The sequence below is a fragment of the Halanaerocella petrolearia genome (assembly GCF_054657875.1).
Map to the genome: position 1 here is coordinate 153,033 of NZ_BAAHXW010000002.1, position 14,491 is coordinate 167,523.

At 30.3% G+C, this 14,491-nt stretch carries 12 protein-coding genes; 10 read left to right on the plus strand and 2 right to left on the minus strand.

Annotation, left to right across the window (positions count from 1 at the left end):
- Positions 1 to 330 precede the first annotated feature (330 nt).
- The 7 genes from dnaA (at position 331) to gyrA (ending at position 9,157) form a co-directional block, all read left to right on the plus strand.
- Positions 331 to 1,716, plus strand: a complete 1,386-nt coding sequence (gene dnaA / locus ACYQ39_RS08005) for a chromosomal replication initiator protein DnaA (RefSeq protein WP_459841961.1) — start codon at positions 331 to 333, stop codon at positions 1,714 to 1,716.
- Positions 1,717 to 2,001: 285 nt separating this feature from the next.
- Positions 2,002 to 3,105 (plus strand): DNA polymerase III subunit beta, encoded by a 1,104-nt coding sequence (gene dnaN / locus ACYQ39_RS08010; protein WP_459841963.1) that lies wholly within the window; start codon positions 2,002 to 2,004, stop codon positions 3,103 to 3,105.
- A 25-nt stretch (positions 3,106 to 3,130) separates the two neighbouring features.
- Positions 3,131 to 3,343: an RNA-binding S4 domain-containing protein gene (locus ACYQ39_RS08015; protein ID WP_459841965.1), complete on the plus strand. Its 213-nt coding sequence runs from the start codon at positions 3,131 to 3,133 to the stop codon at positions 3,341 to 3,343.
- A gap of 16 nt (positions 3,344 to 3,359) precedes the next feature.
- Positions 3,360 to 4,469 (plus strand): DNA replication/repair protein RecF, encoded by a 1,110-nt coding sequence (recF, locus tag ACYQ39_RS08020; protein WP_459841966.1) that lies wholly within the window; start codon positions 3,360 to 3,362, stop codon positions 4,467 to 4,469.
- Positions 4,470 to 4,512: 43 nt separating this feature from the next.
- Positions 4,513 to 4,779, plus strand: coding sequence for an extracellular matrix regulator RemB (remB, locus tag ACYQ39_RS08025; RefSeq protein ID WP_459844312.1), 267 nt, complete (start codon positions 4,513 to 4,515; stop codon positions 4,777 to 4,779).
- Between the two features lie 15 nt (positions 4,780 to 4,794).
- Entirely contained in the window at positions 4,795 to 6,696 is a 1,902-nt protein-coding gene (gene gyrB, locus ACYQ39_RS08030) for a DNA topoisomerase (ATP-hydrolyzing) subunit B (protein WP_459841968.1), read from the plus strand.
- A 10-nt stretch (positions 6,697 to 6,706) separates the two neighbouring features.
- The gene (gyrA, locus tag ACYQ39_RS08035; protein WP_459841970.1) at positions 6,707 to 9,157 is read left to right on the plus strand and encodes a DNA gyrase subunit A; all 2,451 of its coding nucleotides are present in this window, start codon (positions 6,707 to 6,709) and stop codon (positions 9,155 to 9,157) included.
- An 8-nt stretch (positions 9,158 to 9,165) separates the two neighbouring features.
- Here the strand turns inward: gyrA and ACYQ39_RS08040 are convergent, their stop codons facing one another.
- Entirely contained in the window at positions 9,166 to 10,191 is a 1,026-nt protein-coding gene (locus tag ACYQ39_RS08040) for a sugar ABC transporter substrate-binding protein (protein WP_459841972.1), read from the minus strand.
- A 145-nt stretch (positions 10,192 to 10,336) separates the two neighbouring features.
- On the opposite strand from ACYQ39_RS08040, the gene ACYQ39_RS08045 reads away from it, so the two are divergent.
- From ACYQ39_RS08045 to ACYQ39_RS08055, 3 genes are read left to right on the plus strand one after another with little or no spacing between them, the layout of a single operon-like run.
- A complete protein-coding gene (locus ACYQ39_RS08045; RefSeq protein ID WP_459841974.1) occupies positions 10,337 to 11,914 on the plus strand; it encodes a spore germination protein in 1,578 nt (525 codons plus the stop codon).
- Positions 11,895 to 13,022: a GerAB/ArcD/ProY family transporter gene (locus ACYQ39_RS08050; protein ID WP_459841976.1), complete on the plus strand. Its 1,128-nt coding sequence runs from the start codon at positions 11,895 to 11,897 to the stop codon at positions 13,020 to 13,022. The genes ACYQ39_RS08045 and ACYQ39_RS08050 overlap by 20 nt, the downstream gene beginning before the upstream one ends.
- Entirely contained in the window at positions 13,006 to 14,145 is a 1,140-nt protein-coding gene (locus ACYQ39_RS08055) for a Ger(x)C family spore germination protein (RefSeq protein ID WP_459841977.1), read from the plus strand. The genes ACYQ39_RS08050 and ACYQ39_RS08055 overlap by 17 nt, the downstream gene beginning before the upstream one ends.
- Here ACYQ39_RS08055 and ACYQ39_RS08060 read toward each other — a convergent pair.
- A complete protein-coding gene (locus ACYQ39_RS08060) occupies positions 14,129 to 14,350 on the minus strand; it encodes a CLC_0170 family protein (protein WP_459841979.1) in 222 nt (73 codons plus the stop codon). The genes ACYQ39_RS08055 and ACYQ39_RS08060 overlap by 17 nt on opposite strands.
- Between the last annotated feature and the right edge of the window lie 141 nt (positions 14,351 to 14,491).

A 14,491-nucleotide genomic window follows, 5' to 3' on the forward strand; every position in this document is an offset into this window, starting at 1 on the left:
TCTTCTACCCTCCACTTATAACTAAGTTATACTCTATTCAATTATAGGTGATATAATTAACTTCTGTCAAGAAATATCAGATTATTTCAACTATAATTAGATCTAATTATCCACAAAAACTGTTGATAAAGTGATAGTAATTTGTTAACATTATTCTATGACATCTAAATAAAAGTCAATATACCTCAAATGGGGATTAGTTATCCACAATAACTATTAAAACTGTGGACAACTAATCTTTTTTTAGCTTTATCCCAAATAAACACAAGATATCCACAAAGTTATGCACAATTTTGTGGATATCTTTATCTAGTAGGAGGTTATATTATTGTGTACAAAAAAAAGACTGAAGAAATTTGGAAAAATACCTTAGAAAAAATAAAAACTAAACTCAGTACTCCCAGTTATGAAACATGGTTTAAATCAACGACAGCACTGGCTATTAAAAATAATATATTTTTAATAGAAGTTCCTAATGAATTTGCTAAAGATTGGTTGGAAACAAGATATTCAAAATTAATTGAAGAAGTTATTACAGAAGTAACTGGCAATTGTTATAAAGTTAAATTTATAATTCCAGAAATGAAAGAAAAAGAAATGCTAATTCAAGAAGAAGAAGAAACTCCTTCCCAGACCAAAAATGAACCAGAACCTAAAAAAGAAAAAACTGAAGTTGAACTACCAGCTTTAAATTCTAAATATACTTTCGATAGCTTTGTAATTGGTAATAGTAATCGTTTTGCTCATGCTGCTTCTTTGGCAGTTGCTGAAGCTCCGGCTAAAGCATATAATCCTCTCTTTATTTATGGTGATGTAGGCTTGGGAAAAACACATCTCATGCATGCAATTGGACATTATATACTTGAACATAATTCAAATATTAAAGTAATGTACCTTACTTCTGAAGAATTTACTAATAGATTAATTAATTCTATTAGAGATGACAAAACAATTGACTTCCGTAATCAATACCGTAATATAGATGTTCTGTTAATTGATGATATTCAATTCTTAGCTGGTAAAGAAAGAACTCAAGAGGAATTCTTTCATACTTTTAACGCTCTACATGATGCTAATAAACAAATTATTATATCTAGTGATCGTCCACCAAAAGAGATTCCTACTTTAGAGGAAAGATTAAGATCACGCTTTGAATGGGGATTAATCACTGATATACAAGAACCCGATTTAGAAACTAGAATTGCTATTCTAAAGAAAAAAGCTGCCTTAGAAGGATTAGAAGTACCAGATAATGTTATTGTTTACATTGCTAATAAAATAAAGTCTAATATTAGAAAATTAGAAGGTGCATTAATTAGAGTAATTGCTTATTCTTCTTTTTCTAATCAAAAAATAACAGTTGACTTAGCTAATCAGGTGCTTGAAAACATTAATAATCAAAATGAAAATAGTCAGACTGGAGATAAAGAAATTACAGTTGAACTGATTAAAAAAATTGTAGCTGAATATTATGATATTAAATTGAAAGATATGGAATCTAAAAAAAGAACTAGGGCTATTGCATTTCCTCGCCAAATAGCTATGTACTTTACTAGAGAGTTAACTGAGCTTTCTTCACCTCAAATTGGAAATAAATTTGGTGGTAGAGATCATAGTACAGTTTTACACGCTTATGATAAAATTAAAAAGAAAATTTCAACTGAACCTGAATTTAAAAAGGAAATAAATGAATTATTAAGTAAGATTAAACATTAGATGCCTGTGGATAACCCTGTGGATAACCCTGTGGATAAATTGTTGATAACTTTTTGAAAATCATTTCATCCACAACCTGTGGATAACTTTGTGACTTATCCACAACTTATCCACAATCTATCCACAAGCGTGACGGTTGTCATTTCAAGGGCTGAGGGCAGTTATCCACATTATCCACAGCCCCTACTACTACTACTACTAGTATATATTATATATATAATAATAATAGTATATATGTAACTTATGTAGTATATAAATACATAGTAACAGCAAAGGAGGATAGAGATGAAAATAGAAATTAATCAGAAAGAATTTTATCAAGCTATTCAAACTGTTAAAAAGGCTGTCTCTTCAAAGACAACTTTACCAATTTTATCAGGTATTTTATTGCGCACTACCGGAAATACTTTAAAACTAGTAGGTACCGATTTAGAAATAGGAATAGAATGTTTTATAGAAGCTAATGTAATTGAAGAAGGCGATATAGTATTACCAGCTAAATATTTAGCTAGTATTATTCGAGAGTTACCAAACCAAAAGGTAATTATGGCTACAGAACCTTCTAATAATACTTCTCAAATTAAATGTGGCCATTCACAATTTAATATTCATGGTTCAGCAGCTGATGAATTTCCTTTACTTCCAGAAATAGAATCAAATACTAGATTTTCAATTTCACAACAAAGATTAAAAGATCTTATTAATCAAATAGAATTTGCAATTTCTGAAGATGAAAGTAAGCCATTCTTAACAGGAGGATTATTGATTTTAGAAGACGAAATTATTAAATTAGTGGCTACAGATACATATCGTTTAGCTTATAGAGAAGATGAGGTTGATCAGATTAATTCTGAACAGGAAGAAGTAATCATACCTAAAAAAACTTTATCTGAACTAAGTAAATTACTAGATAAAACAGAAGATAAAGTTGAAATTACTATTACTGAAAATCAAATTTTATTTAATTTTGCTGGTATTTCAATTGTTTCTCGTTTAATTGAAGGACAATTTCCAAATTATAAACAAGTTATTCCAAATCAAACAAAATCTAAAGTTGAAGTAGATAAGGACACTTTATTACAATCTGCTAAACGAGCAGCCTTATTAGCTAAAAAGGAGTCTAATGTAATTAAAATTAATTTTGAATCAGAAAGATTAATAATTACCTCTAATGCTCCAGAAGTTGGACAAGCTTATGAAGAGGTAACCATTTCCCTTACTGGTCCAGAAACGGAAATTGCTTTTAATGCCAGTTATTTAATAGATTGTTTAAAGGTTATAGATGAGGATAAAATAAAAATGGAACTATCAGGAGCACTAGCACCAGGGGTTGTTAAGACAGATTCTGATAAATATATTTCTGTTATCATGCCAGTAAGAAGTGCTTAAAAGTATTCTAAGGAGGTAGTAATTTATGCAAGAAGTAAAGATTAAAACTGAAACTATTAATCTAGATCAATTTTTAAAATGGGCCAACTTAGTTTCTACTGGTGGAGAAGCTAAGGTTGTTGTTCAAGCAGGAAAAGTTAAAGTTAATGGAGAAGTAGAAGAAAAGAGAGCTAGAACCTTGACTGTGGATGATGTAGTGGAATATAGAGGAACTAGTTATCAAGTAACTTCTTCTTAGAGGTGAGCGACAGAGAGTGAGATTATCCCAATTATATCTCAATAACTTTAGAAATTATAAACAACAGCATTTAAAATTTAACCAACAGTTAAATTTTTTTATTGGATCTAACGCTCAAGGAAAAACTAATCTATTAGAGGCTATCTATCTGTTAGGAACTGGTTCTTCACACCGAACTAACGTAACGTCAGAACTGGCTAATTGGCAACATAAAAAGTTTTATCTTAAAGGTGAAGTGATTAAGAAAAATCAAGATTATCAGTTATCAGTCAGTCTAGAGGGTAGAAGTAAAGAAGTTAAAGTTAATTCCAATAAACTAAATCGAATCAGTGACTTAATAGGTTACCTAAATGTTGTTATTTTTTCTCCTGAAGATTTAAAATTAGTTAAAGGAAGTCCTTCATTACGGAGAAAATTTATTAATTTAGAATTATCTCAAGTTAGTAGTTATTATAATCATTTATTGACGGATTATAGACAGGTTTTAAAACAGAGAAATAATTTACTCAAAGAAATTCGAGACAATGGAGCTCCAACTGATATGTTGGAAGTTTGGAATCAGCAGTTAGTGGATTTAGGAGCTAAAATTATTAAACGTAGACTTGAGGCTTTAGATAAATTAGTTCCTTTGGCTAGATTAAAACAACGGGAATTAACTGATGGTTTAGAAACTCTTGAATTAAAGTATGATACTAAATTAAAAGTAGATCATAGTAAATCGTTGGAGAGTATAAAAAAGGCTTTCATCTCTTATCTTCAGCAACAAAAGCAGAAGGAAATAAGACGGGGTGTAACAACTGTTGGCCCACATAGAGATGATATTTCCCTGATAGTTAATGGAATTGATATTAGAAAATTTGGTTCTCAAGGTCAGCAACGAACGACGGCTTTAGCACTAAAGTTGTCAGAACTAGAATTCATGAAGTCCGAGACTGGAGAATATCCAGTTTTATTACTAGATGATGTTTTTTCTGAATTAGATGCTAAACGTTCAAGACAACTATTAAAGACAGTTGAAGATAAAATCCAGACTTTTATTACAAGTACGGATCAGGCTAATTTAAATAAATTAAGATCTGATTATAAATTATTTAAAATTAAAAGTGGTGTAGCAGAAGAAGTATAATTATATAAAGATTTATTATGATCTAGGTAGTTAAGGAGGAGATATTTTGTTACACTTAGGTGGTGGTTATACCATCCCTGCTCAAGATGTAGTTATGATAGCAGATTGGGAAGCGACAACTGATTCACCAGAGACTTGTGATTTTCTCAAAATAGCAAAAGAAGAGGGATTTATTATTGATTATTCTGAAGGAGATCCCAGTTCTTTTGTTGTTACTGAGGAAAAAATATACTACTCTATGATTTCTTCAGACACTTTAAAAAAGAGAGTTAATTTTATTTATAATTTGGACACTGAAGAAAATTCATAATGGAGGTTTATATGCATGAAGCAAGAAGTTAATTATGATGCCGATCAAATTCAAGTACTAGAGGGCTTAGAAGCTGTTAGAAAACGTCCTGGAATGTATATAGGAAGTACAGAAAAGAAAGGATTACATCACTTAGTATACGAGGTAGTAGATAATAGTATAGATGAAGCTTTAGCTGGTTATTGTGATACAATTGAGGTTACAATTGAATCAGGAGGAATTATTACAGTTGAAGATAATGGACGAGGAATTCCTGTTGCACCTCATGCTAAGATGAACAGACCGGCTGTAGAAGTAGTAATGACTGTTTTGCATGCTGGAGGTAAGTTTGAAGGAGAAGGATATAAAGTTTCTGGAGGATTACATGGAGTAGGAGTATCTGTAGTTAATGCTTTATCTGAATGGTTAGAAGTTGAAGTACATCGGAATGGTAAAGTTTATTATCAGAAATATCACCAGGGAATTCCAGAGGCAGATTTAGAAGTAATTGGAGAAGCAGAAGAAACAGGAACTAAGATTAAATTTAAAGCTGATCAAGAAATTTTTGAAGAACTTAAGTATGATTATGAGACATTAGTTCAAAGGTTTAAGGAGTTAGCTTATTTAAATAAAGGAGTTAGGATTGTAGTTGCAGATCAGCGTGAAGAAAAAACAGAAGAATTCAAGTATGATGGTGGAATTATATCTTTTGTTGAAAATATTAATGAACACCATACTCCAATCCATGAAGAAGTAATATTCTTTGAAGAAAAAATAGATGATACAGATATTGAGATAGCTATTCAATATAATACAGATTATACGGAAAAAATATTCACCTTTGCTAATAATATTAACACTCATGAAGGTGGAACTCATCTTAGTGGATTTAAGTCAGCTATCACAAGGACAATTAATGATTATGCTCGAAAGAATAATTTCTTAAAGAAAAATGATGATAATCTTTCTGGTGAAGATATTAGAGAAGGAATTGTAGCTATTATCAATGTTAAATTAACTGATCCTCAATTTGAAGGACAGACTAAAACAAAGTTAGCTAACCGTAAAATCAGAGGTATAGTTGATTCTATGGTTTCTCAGAGTTTAAGCACCATTTTAAATGAGAATCCAGAGTTAGGGGAGAAGATAGTAAAGAAGGCTATTGCTGCTGCTCAAGCTAGAGAAGCTGCTCAAAAGGCTAGAGAGTTAACTAAACGTAAAAATGCTTTAGTTAGTACAGCATTGCCTGGAAAATTAGCTGATTGTTCTTCTAGAGATCCTGAAAAGAGCGAACTCTATATTGTAGAGGGAGATTCTGCTGGGGGATCAGCTAAGCAAGGTCGAGATAGAGGGTTTCAAGCTATTTTACCTTTAAAAGGTAAAATACTTAATGTGGAAAAGTCGAGACTAGATAGAATTTTAAGTAATAAAGAGATTAGATCTTTGATTACTGCTTTAGGAACTGGAATAGCAGATGAATTTGATATTAGTAATCTTCGTTACGAAAAGATTATCATCATGACTGATGCTGATGTTGATGGAGCACATATTAGGACTTTATTACTTACATTCTTTTATCGATATATGAGACCTTTATTAGAAGAAGGAATGGTCTATATTGCTCAACCGCCATTGTACAAAGTTACTAAGGGTAGAAAAGAAGATTATGTCTATAAAGAACAACAATTGAATCAATTATTGTCTGAGATTGGTAAGAAAGGTACTTCAATTCAAAGATATAAGGGTCTTGGTGAAATGAACCCTACTCAGTTATGGAAGACGACTATGGATCCTGAGAATAGAACTCTATTACAAGTACAAATCAATGATGCTGTCTTGACTGACGAGATTTTCACTAAGTTAATGGGAGATAAAGTAGCACCACGTCGTGAATTTATTCAACAACATGCTAAAGAAGTACAGAATCTAGATGTGTAGGGGGAGAGTTATGACTGAAGTAAATGCTCAACGAGTAAGACAGGTAGATATTGAAGATGAAATGCAGGATGCTTATATTGATTATGCAATGAGTGTAATTGTAGGACGGGCTTTACCAGATGTACGTGATGGACTAAAGCCTGTTCATCGAAGAGTATTATATGCTATGAATGATTTAGGTTTAAAACCTAATCGACCGCATAAGAAGTCAGCTAGAATTGTAGGAGAGGTGTTAGGTAAGTACCACCCTCATGGTGATACAGCAGTTTATGATACTATGGTGAGAATGTCCCAAGACTTTTCTTATCGTTATCAGCTAGTAGATGGTCATGGTAATTTTGGTTCAATAGATGGAGATTCTGCTGCAGCTATGAGATATACAGAAGCTAAAATGACTGAAGTTACTACAGAATTATTATCAGATATCAAAAAAGATACAGTAGATTTTGTTGATAACTTTGATGGTACTTTACAGGAACCTGAAGTTTTACCAGCTAAATTACCTAATTTATTAATCAATGGTTCATCAGGTATTGCAGTAGGAATGAGTACTAATATTCCACCTCATAATCTAAAGGAAGTTATAGATGGTACCATAGCTCTAATCGATAATCCAGACTTAGATGCTAAAGATTTAATGAAGATTATTAAGGGCCCTGATTTTCCTACTGGTGGAATTATTATGGGACGTAAGCCAATTAAGGATTATTTTGAAACTGGTAGAGGAAAAGTCAAGTTGCGGGCCAAATCTACTACTGAAGAGATGGGGTCTAATAAATATCGAATTGTAATTACAGAGATTCCATATCAGGTAAATAAGGCGAAACTTATAGAGAAGATTGCTAGATTAGTCCGAGATGATAAAGTAGAAGGTATTAGTGATCTACGAGATGAATCAGACAGAAGAGGGTTAAGAGTAGTTATTGAATTGAAACGTGGTATTAATCCTCAAGTTACTTTAAATAAATTATATAAGCATACTAGATTACAGACTACTTTTGGAATTATTATGTTGGCCCTAGTAGATGGTGAACCTAAGATATTAGGTGTTAAGAAAGTTCTAGAGCATTATATAGCTCATCAAAAGGAAGTAATTACTAGAAGAACAGAGTATAATTTAGACAAAGCCGAAGCTAGAGCCCATATCTTAGAAGGATTTAAGAAGGCTTTAAATAATATAGAACAGGTAATTAAGATAGTTCGTAGCTCAGACAGTTCTAATATAGCTCAGGATAGATTAATTAATAGATTTAAATTTTCTGATAAGCAAGCTAAGGCAATCTTAGATATGAAGTTACATCGATTAACTAATTTAGAACAAGAAAAAATTGAATCTGAATACTCTAACTTAACAGATAAGATCAGTTATTATAATTCTATTTTAAATAGTGAAGAAAAACTATTAGATATTATCAAAGAAGAATTATCAGAGATGCGAGCTAAGTATAAAGATAATCGAAGAACAGATATTCAAGATCAGGAAATTGACCTAGAGATAGAAGATTTAATTGATGAAGAAGAGATTGTAGTTGTTTTAACTGAAGATGGATATATCAAAAGAATGTCTCTAGATACTTATCGTAACCAGCATCGAAATGGTAAAGGAGTTATTGCTATTAGGACTAAAGATGAGGATGTAGTAGATAATATTCAAGTTAATTCTACCCATGACTATATATTATTCTTTACCAATCAGGGTTATGTCCATCGTTTAAAGGGATATCAAATTCCAGAAAGCAGCCGTCAAGCTAGAGGAATTCCAATTATTAATCTACTTGATTTAGATATGGATGAAGAGGTTGTTGCTATTTCTTCAATTTCTGAGTATAATGATAATCAATATCTATTTATGGCTACTCAACAAGGAATTGTTAAGAAAACCAGTTTATCAGAATTTAATACCAATTATTCTAAATTGATTGCTTTGAATGTAAGAGAAAATGATAAACTAGTCGATATAGGATTGACTAATGGAGAAGAAGAAGTTGTTTTAGCTACTAAAGAAGGTTTGGCTATTAAATTCTCGGAAAAAGATGTTAGAGATATGGGCCGAACTGCTACAGGGGTTAAAGGTATTGAACTTGCTCCTGATGATAAGCTACAAGGTGTAGAAATAGTTAAAAATAACAACCAAGATTTATTGATTATCACCGAAGAAGGTTATGGTAAGCGAACTCCTATAAATCAATATAGTTTACAAGGTAGAAGTGGTAAAGGACTTATTACCTTGAATAAAACTGAGGTTAATGGTGATTTAATAGATATTGAATTAGTAGATGAAGAAGATGAAATTATTATGATTACAGCTCAAGGATACTTATTACGTACCTCAATTGCTGAAATTTCTACTACTGGTCGTAATACTCAAGGGGTAAGATGTATGAGAGTTGATGAGGATCAGGTAGTAGCTATATCAAGAATAAATTCAAAAAAAGATTTAGAAATAGAAGATGAGGAATAAGCCTAGGCTTATTCCTTTTTTTTATTGTGTATATTTTCCCAACGTTGCTGTAAATCATGAATATTATATTTGTTAATCAATTTTACAGGAGTAGTAACCAGTTTAATGTTATATGGACCATTACTGATTTTGTTATCCCAATTCCACTTTTCATCTCTAGCAATAAAGGTAGCAACTTTTAAGCTATTGAGAGCTCTGATATAAGGCATTTTATCTATAGTAGCATTTAACAATTCTTTTTTTATAGCAGCTGTTCCCTCTTTACTTGCATTAGCACCAACAATGGTTATTTGTTGGTTAAATTTTTTATTTTGTATAATTTTTATAGCTTCTAAAGCAAGTTGATCATTATTTGCTAAAATACCTTTGATATCTTTATTATTCTTAAGGATTTCTTGTATTGTTTTTGCAGCTAACTTTTCAGACCAGTTAGTATGCCAAGTTTCTTTAACTATCTTTACTTTTTTATATTTTTTAATTTCTTCTTTATTACCTTTTGTTATATCTTTAGCAATTTTGTCTTCTTTCTCTCCTTTAAGAATTATTAACTTTCCTTTTTTATCAATCTGGTCAATTAAGTATCTAGCCTGTAGCTGTCCTATTTTAAAATTATTTGCACTTATAAAAGCATCCACATCTGTATTATTAGGTAGTTTATCTAGAGCAATAATAGGTATATTTGCTTCTTTAATTGTTTTTATAATTTTAGTTCCTTTCTTACCTGTATTTAATGATTTAATAATAATAGCATCTACTTTTTGTTTAATTAAATTATTAATATCTTTTTTCTGTTCTTCTAATTTATTGTCAGTATTTTTCCAAATGATCTTTACTCTATTCTTTATTTCATTTTTTATAAAGGCTTTTTTGATTATTTTAGATATTTCTGCTTGAGGTTCAGCAATGCTAACTCCAATTGTAATCTTTTTCTTAGCAGGTGGAGGAGAAGTTAGAGGATTTATTTCTTCTAGATCTAAGTTACATCCAGTAATTATTAAGCTAATAATTAACAAAAAACTATAAACTTTTTTCATTATTATCACCACTTAAATTATTATTCTTACTATAGTTTTAGAAAAAATAGATTAATTATACTGTAAAGAATTAAATTTGGTAACTAAGATTTAATTATATTGAAAATAGTTTTGGTACATAATAAAAGAGGAAAGGAGGTAATAGATGGTTTGGGATAAATTTAAAAACAAATTACATCAGATGGTAAACTTTAATAAAAAAGAAGTAAAAGAAGAATTAGGGGATCAAGAGTTAACAACTAATTTAAAAGAGAATAAAGAAATATTAAAAAAATTAATAGGAGAAAGTAATGATGTAGTATTTAGAGAATTTAATTTAGCTGGTAAGGAGGAATTCCCAGCTTTATTAATATACATAGATGGCTTAGTTAATAATGATTTATTAAACTTAAATTTAATTAGCCCTTTACTAAATGATTTAGAAGAAGAAGAACTAATTAATAATTCTCCTGAAGAAAGAATAAATTTAATTCAAGATTCTGTAATAACTATTAGTGGGGTTAATCAGCATAAGAAACTATCTAAAATGCTGAAACTAATTTTATCAGGAGACTCTTTACTATTAATTGATGGACTGGCCAAAGGACTATTAATTAGTAGTCGTGGTTGGGATGCTCGAGGAATTTCTGAACCTACTACTGAGTCAGTTATTCGTGGACCAAGAGATGGTTTTACTGAAAATTTAAGAACTAATACAGCTCATATTAGACGACGTTTAAGAGATCCAAGATTGAGAATAAAGAGTCATACTGTTGGTCAAAGAAGTAAGACTGATATATCTATTATTTACATTGAGGATGTGACTAATCAGCACATAGTAGATGAAATAACCAAGAGAGTAACTAATATAGAAGTAGATGGGGTTTTAGAGTCTGGGTATATAGAACAGTTTGTAGAGGATACTCCCTTCTCCCCTTTTCCTCAACTTCAGAATACGGAAAGGCCAGATAAAGCAGTAGGTAATTTATTAGAAGGTAGAATTATTATTATAGTTGATGGAACTCCTTTTGCTTTAATTGCTCCGGCAGTATTTGATCAGTTTTATCATTCACCAGAAGATTATTATCAACGATTTATTATAGCTAGTTTGATTAGAATTATTAGATTCATCGGTGGAGCAATTTCATTGGTTTTGCCTGCTTTATACATATCTTTAACCTCTTTTCATATTGAAATGATACCTACTGTTTTTATGTTATCAATTGCTGGAGGAAGGGCTCAAGTTCCTTTACCCTCTTACCTAGAAGCTTTTTTAATGGAAGGAATTATAGAATTATTAAGAGAAGCTAGTGTACGTCTACCTAATTTGATTGGTTCTACAATCGGTATTGTAGGTGCTTTAATTATTGGTAATGCAGCAGTTCAAGCTGGATTAGTCAGTCCAGGTATGGTAATTATTGTAGCATTAACTACTTTAGGTTCTTTTACTACGCCTAACTATAGTGCCGCTATTGCTATTAGAGTTTTACGTTTTGTATTAATGGCTCTAGCATCTAGCTTTGGTCTTTATGGGTTAATATTGGGTCTAATAATTATTACAGTTCATCTAGCTTCTTTGAAGTCTTTTGGAATTCCTTACTTAACTCCATATGCTCCATCTAGACTCAATGATTTAAAAGATAGTATTATTAGATTCCCTTTATGGAAGATGATTGCTAGACCAAAAGCAATGCGAACTCAAGATTCAGATAAACAAAAGCCTAATGAAGGTGATAAAGATTAGAAAACAGGGAAAAATTACTGAAAGGCAGTTTAGTGCTATAATTATTAATACCGTAATTGGAGTTGGAATCTTATTTTTACCTAGATCAGTTGTTAGATTTTCAGATACAGGATCTACTTTAGCAGTTGTTTTAGCTACTTTAATTTTTTTGTTTAACCTTTTAGTTATTATTAAATTAGGTTTAAGATTTCCTAGAGATAATATTTTTGAGTATATGCCTAAGATATTAGGTAAGATAGTAGGTAAATTAATAGGACTATTTTTCATAGTATATTGGTTTGTAAGTGTTGCTTTAGGTATTAGGGCTTTTAGTGAATTATTAGTTACTGCTATTTTACCTACCACTCCTTTAGAAATTATTATGATTAGTATGTTAATGATAGTTACTTATTTAGCACGTAAAGATATTCAAGTTATAGGTAGAGTAAATGAATTATATACTTTAATTCTAATTATCCCCTTATTAGTTTTAGCTGTTACATCCTTTGGTCATGGAGAAACAGTTCAAGTATTCCCTCTTTTTAGAGGATATAATAGTCTCAATATTTTAAAAGGTAGTATTTCAGCTTACTTTAGCTTACTAGGTTTCGAGATAATAACTATTTTTATTCCTCATATTACAACTAAGAAGTTAACGTTAGAATATGGACTTAAGGGCTGGATAATACCATCTTGTATAGTAGTAATAATTATGCTTGCCTGCTTAGCTGTTTTTGGAGCTTTTGAGTTAAAGAACTTAGTTTGGCCCACCTTTGAGTTAATTAAGTCGACTCATTTCTTTAGTTTATTATTTGAGAGGTTAGAAGTTGCTTTTATTACAATTTGGGTTATTGCAATTTTTACTACAGCTTCTAATCTATTATATGGATTATCCATTGGAGCAGCTCAAATACTAAATTTAGATGATAATCGTACTCTAATTGCTCCTTTATTACCAATATTATATTTGGTGGCATTGGCCCCTAGAAATACTTATGAATTATTTAATTTAATAGATATAATGTCTTTAATAGGAATAGTACTTACAACTATAATCCCTTTAATATTATTAATTTTATCTATAATAAGAGGACAAAGAGGTAGGGATTTTAATGAAGAAGATAGTTAAATTATTAATCATTATTCTATTATTAAATTTATTATCAGGTTGTTGGGATAGAAGAGATATTGAAGATAGAGTTCCTATTTTAGCTATAGGTATTGATTTTGTAGAAGCAGAAAAGAAACAAGTGACTAAAGAAAACAAAATTAAAGTTACTATTCAAGCTCCTATTGCTTCTAAGATGGCAGAAAAAGGAGGGGAGGATGTTACTTGGGTAGTAAGTAGTGTAGGTAATAGTATAGCTGGAGCCATTAACAATTTACAGAATAAAATGAACCAGCAATTATTTTTTGGTCATTTGCGAGTAATAGTTTTTGATCAGCAATTAGCTAAAGAAGGAATAAATAAATATTTAAACTTTTTTCGTAATCTACCTGAGGTAAGAAGACTAAGCTGGTTATTAGTTTCTCAAAATGGTGCTAGAAATGTGATAAAATCAAAACCTAAGTTAGAATCAGTTCCTGCTATCTATCTAATGCATATGCTTAATAATGGAGTAGATATGGGAAAAATACCTAATTTAAGATTAGGAGATTTTTTTATTCATTTATCTAATCCAGGTGAAGAACCTGCAGCAGTTATGGTTAAAGCAAATAAGGAAGAAATAGATTATATAGGTTTAGCAGTTTTTGAAGAAGATAAATTTGTAGGTAGTTTGAGTGAATCTGAAACTATTTATTATCAACGCATTTTAGGAGTTAACGATAAAGGCAATTTAATAATTTCTGATCCAACAACTGAAATTGATAGATTAACAATTTCAGTTGAGGAAGTATATACTTATTTAAAACCTAAACTAAAAGCTGATCAATTAATTATAAATATCAATATTGAAACAGAGACTAAGATAACAGAGCAACTTAACCAGTCGAATTTAAGTAGAGAAGAGGTAGTTAGGGAAATAGAGAGTCGTATTGAAAATAAATTGAGAAAAGAGATTAGAACAGTTATTCAAAAAACCCAAAATAAATTTCAATCAGATATTTGGGGAGTAGGAGAATATGTGCGAGCTTATTATCCTGATTACTGGCAAAATATTACTTGGAGTCAAAAGTATCCACAGATTAAACTAAAAGTTGATGTTCAAGCTTATATTAGGCAAGTGGGAATGATTAAATTCCAAGACTAATGATTATCTTATTTATTATAAAACTAAATAACCCTAATAAAATATAAAGAAAGCCAATTATTCTTGAAATTAGAATATCCCTCGTATTATTTATTTGATAATGGTGATAAACATCTAAAGTTAAAATTAGTCCACCTGAAAAAAGAAGTAAGAATAGAAAATAGGATGAATAGATGAAGTTAAAGATAATAATTAATAATTTCATTATAATGTATAACCTCCTTATTAACTATCTTTGCGTTTTTATAAGAAAATATGTGATAAATTTTATTTTTATTCTTGACAGTTAGAAACTAAAATGTTAATATAATTAGCGTTGTCTACAAAAACTATATAATTTGAAAAT

Bases quoted from the DNA above. Each gene is read 5' to 3' on its own strand.
- dnaN (WP_459841963.1), top strand. From the start codon at position 2,002: ATGAAAATAGAAATTAATCAGAAAGAATTTTATCAAGCTATTCAAACT.
- ACYQ39_RS08015 (WP_459841965.1), top strand. From the start codon at position 3,131: ATGCAAGAAGTAAAGATTAAAACTGAAACTATTAATCTAGATCAATTT.
- gyrB (WP_459841968.1), top strand. From the start codon at position 4,795: ATGAAGCAAGAAGTTAATTATGATGCCGATCAAATTCAAGTACTAGAG.
- gyrA (WP_459841970.1), top strand. From the start codon at position 6,707: ATGACTGAAGTAAATGCTCAACGAGTAAGACAGGTAGATATTGAAGAT.
- ACYQ39_RS08040 (WP_459841972.1), bottom strand. From the start codon at position 10,191: ATGAAAAAAGTTTATAGTTTTTTGTTAATTATTAGCTTAATAATTACT.
- ACYQ39_RS08045 (WP_459841974.1), top strand. From the start codon at position 10,337: ATGGTTTGGGATAAATTTAAAAACAAATTACATCAGATGGTAAACTTT.
- ACYQ39_RS08050 (WP_459841976.1), top strand. From the start codon at position 11,895: ATGAAGGTGATAAAGATTAGAAAACAGGGAAAAATTACTGAAAGGCAG.
- ACYQ39_RS08055 (WP_459841977.1), top strand. From the start codon at position 13,006: ATGAAGAAGATAGTTAAATTATTAATCATTATTCTATTATTAAATTTA.
- ACYQ39_RS08060 (WP_459841979.1), bottom strand. From the start codon at position 14,350: ATGAAATTATTAATTATTATCTTTAACTTCATCTATTCATCCTATTTT.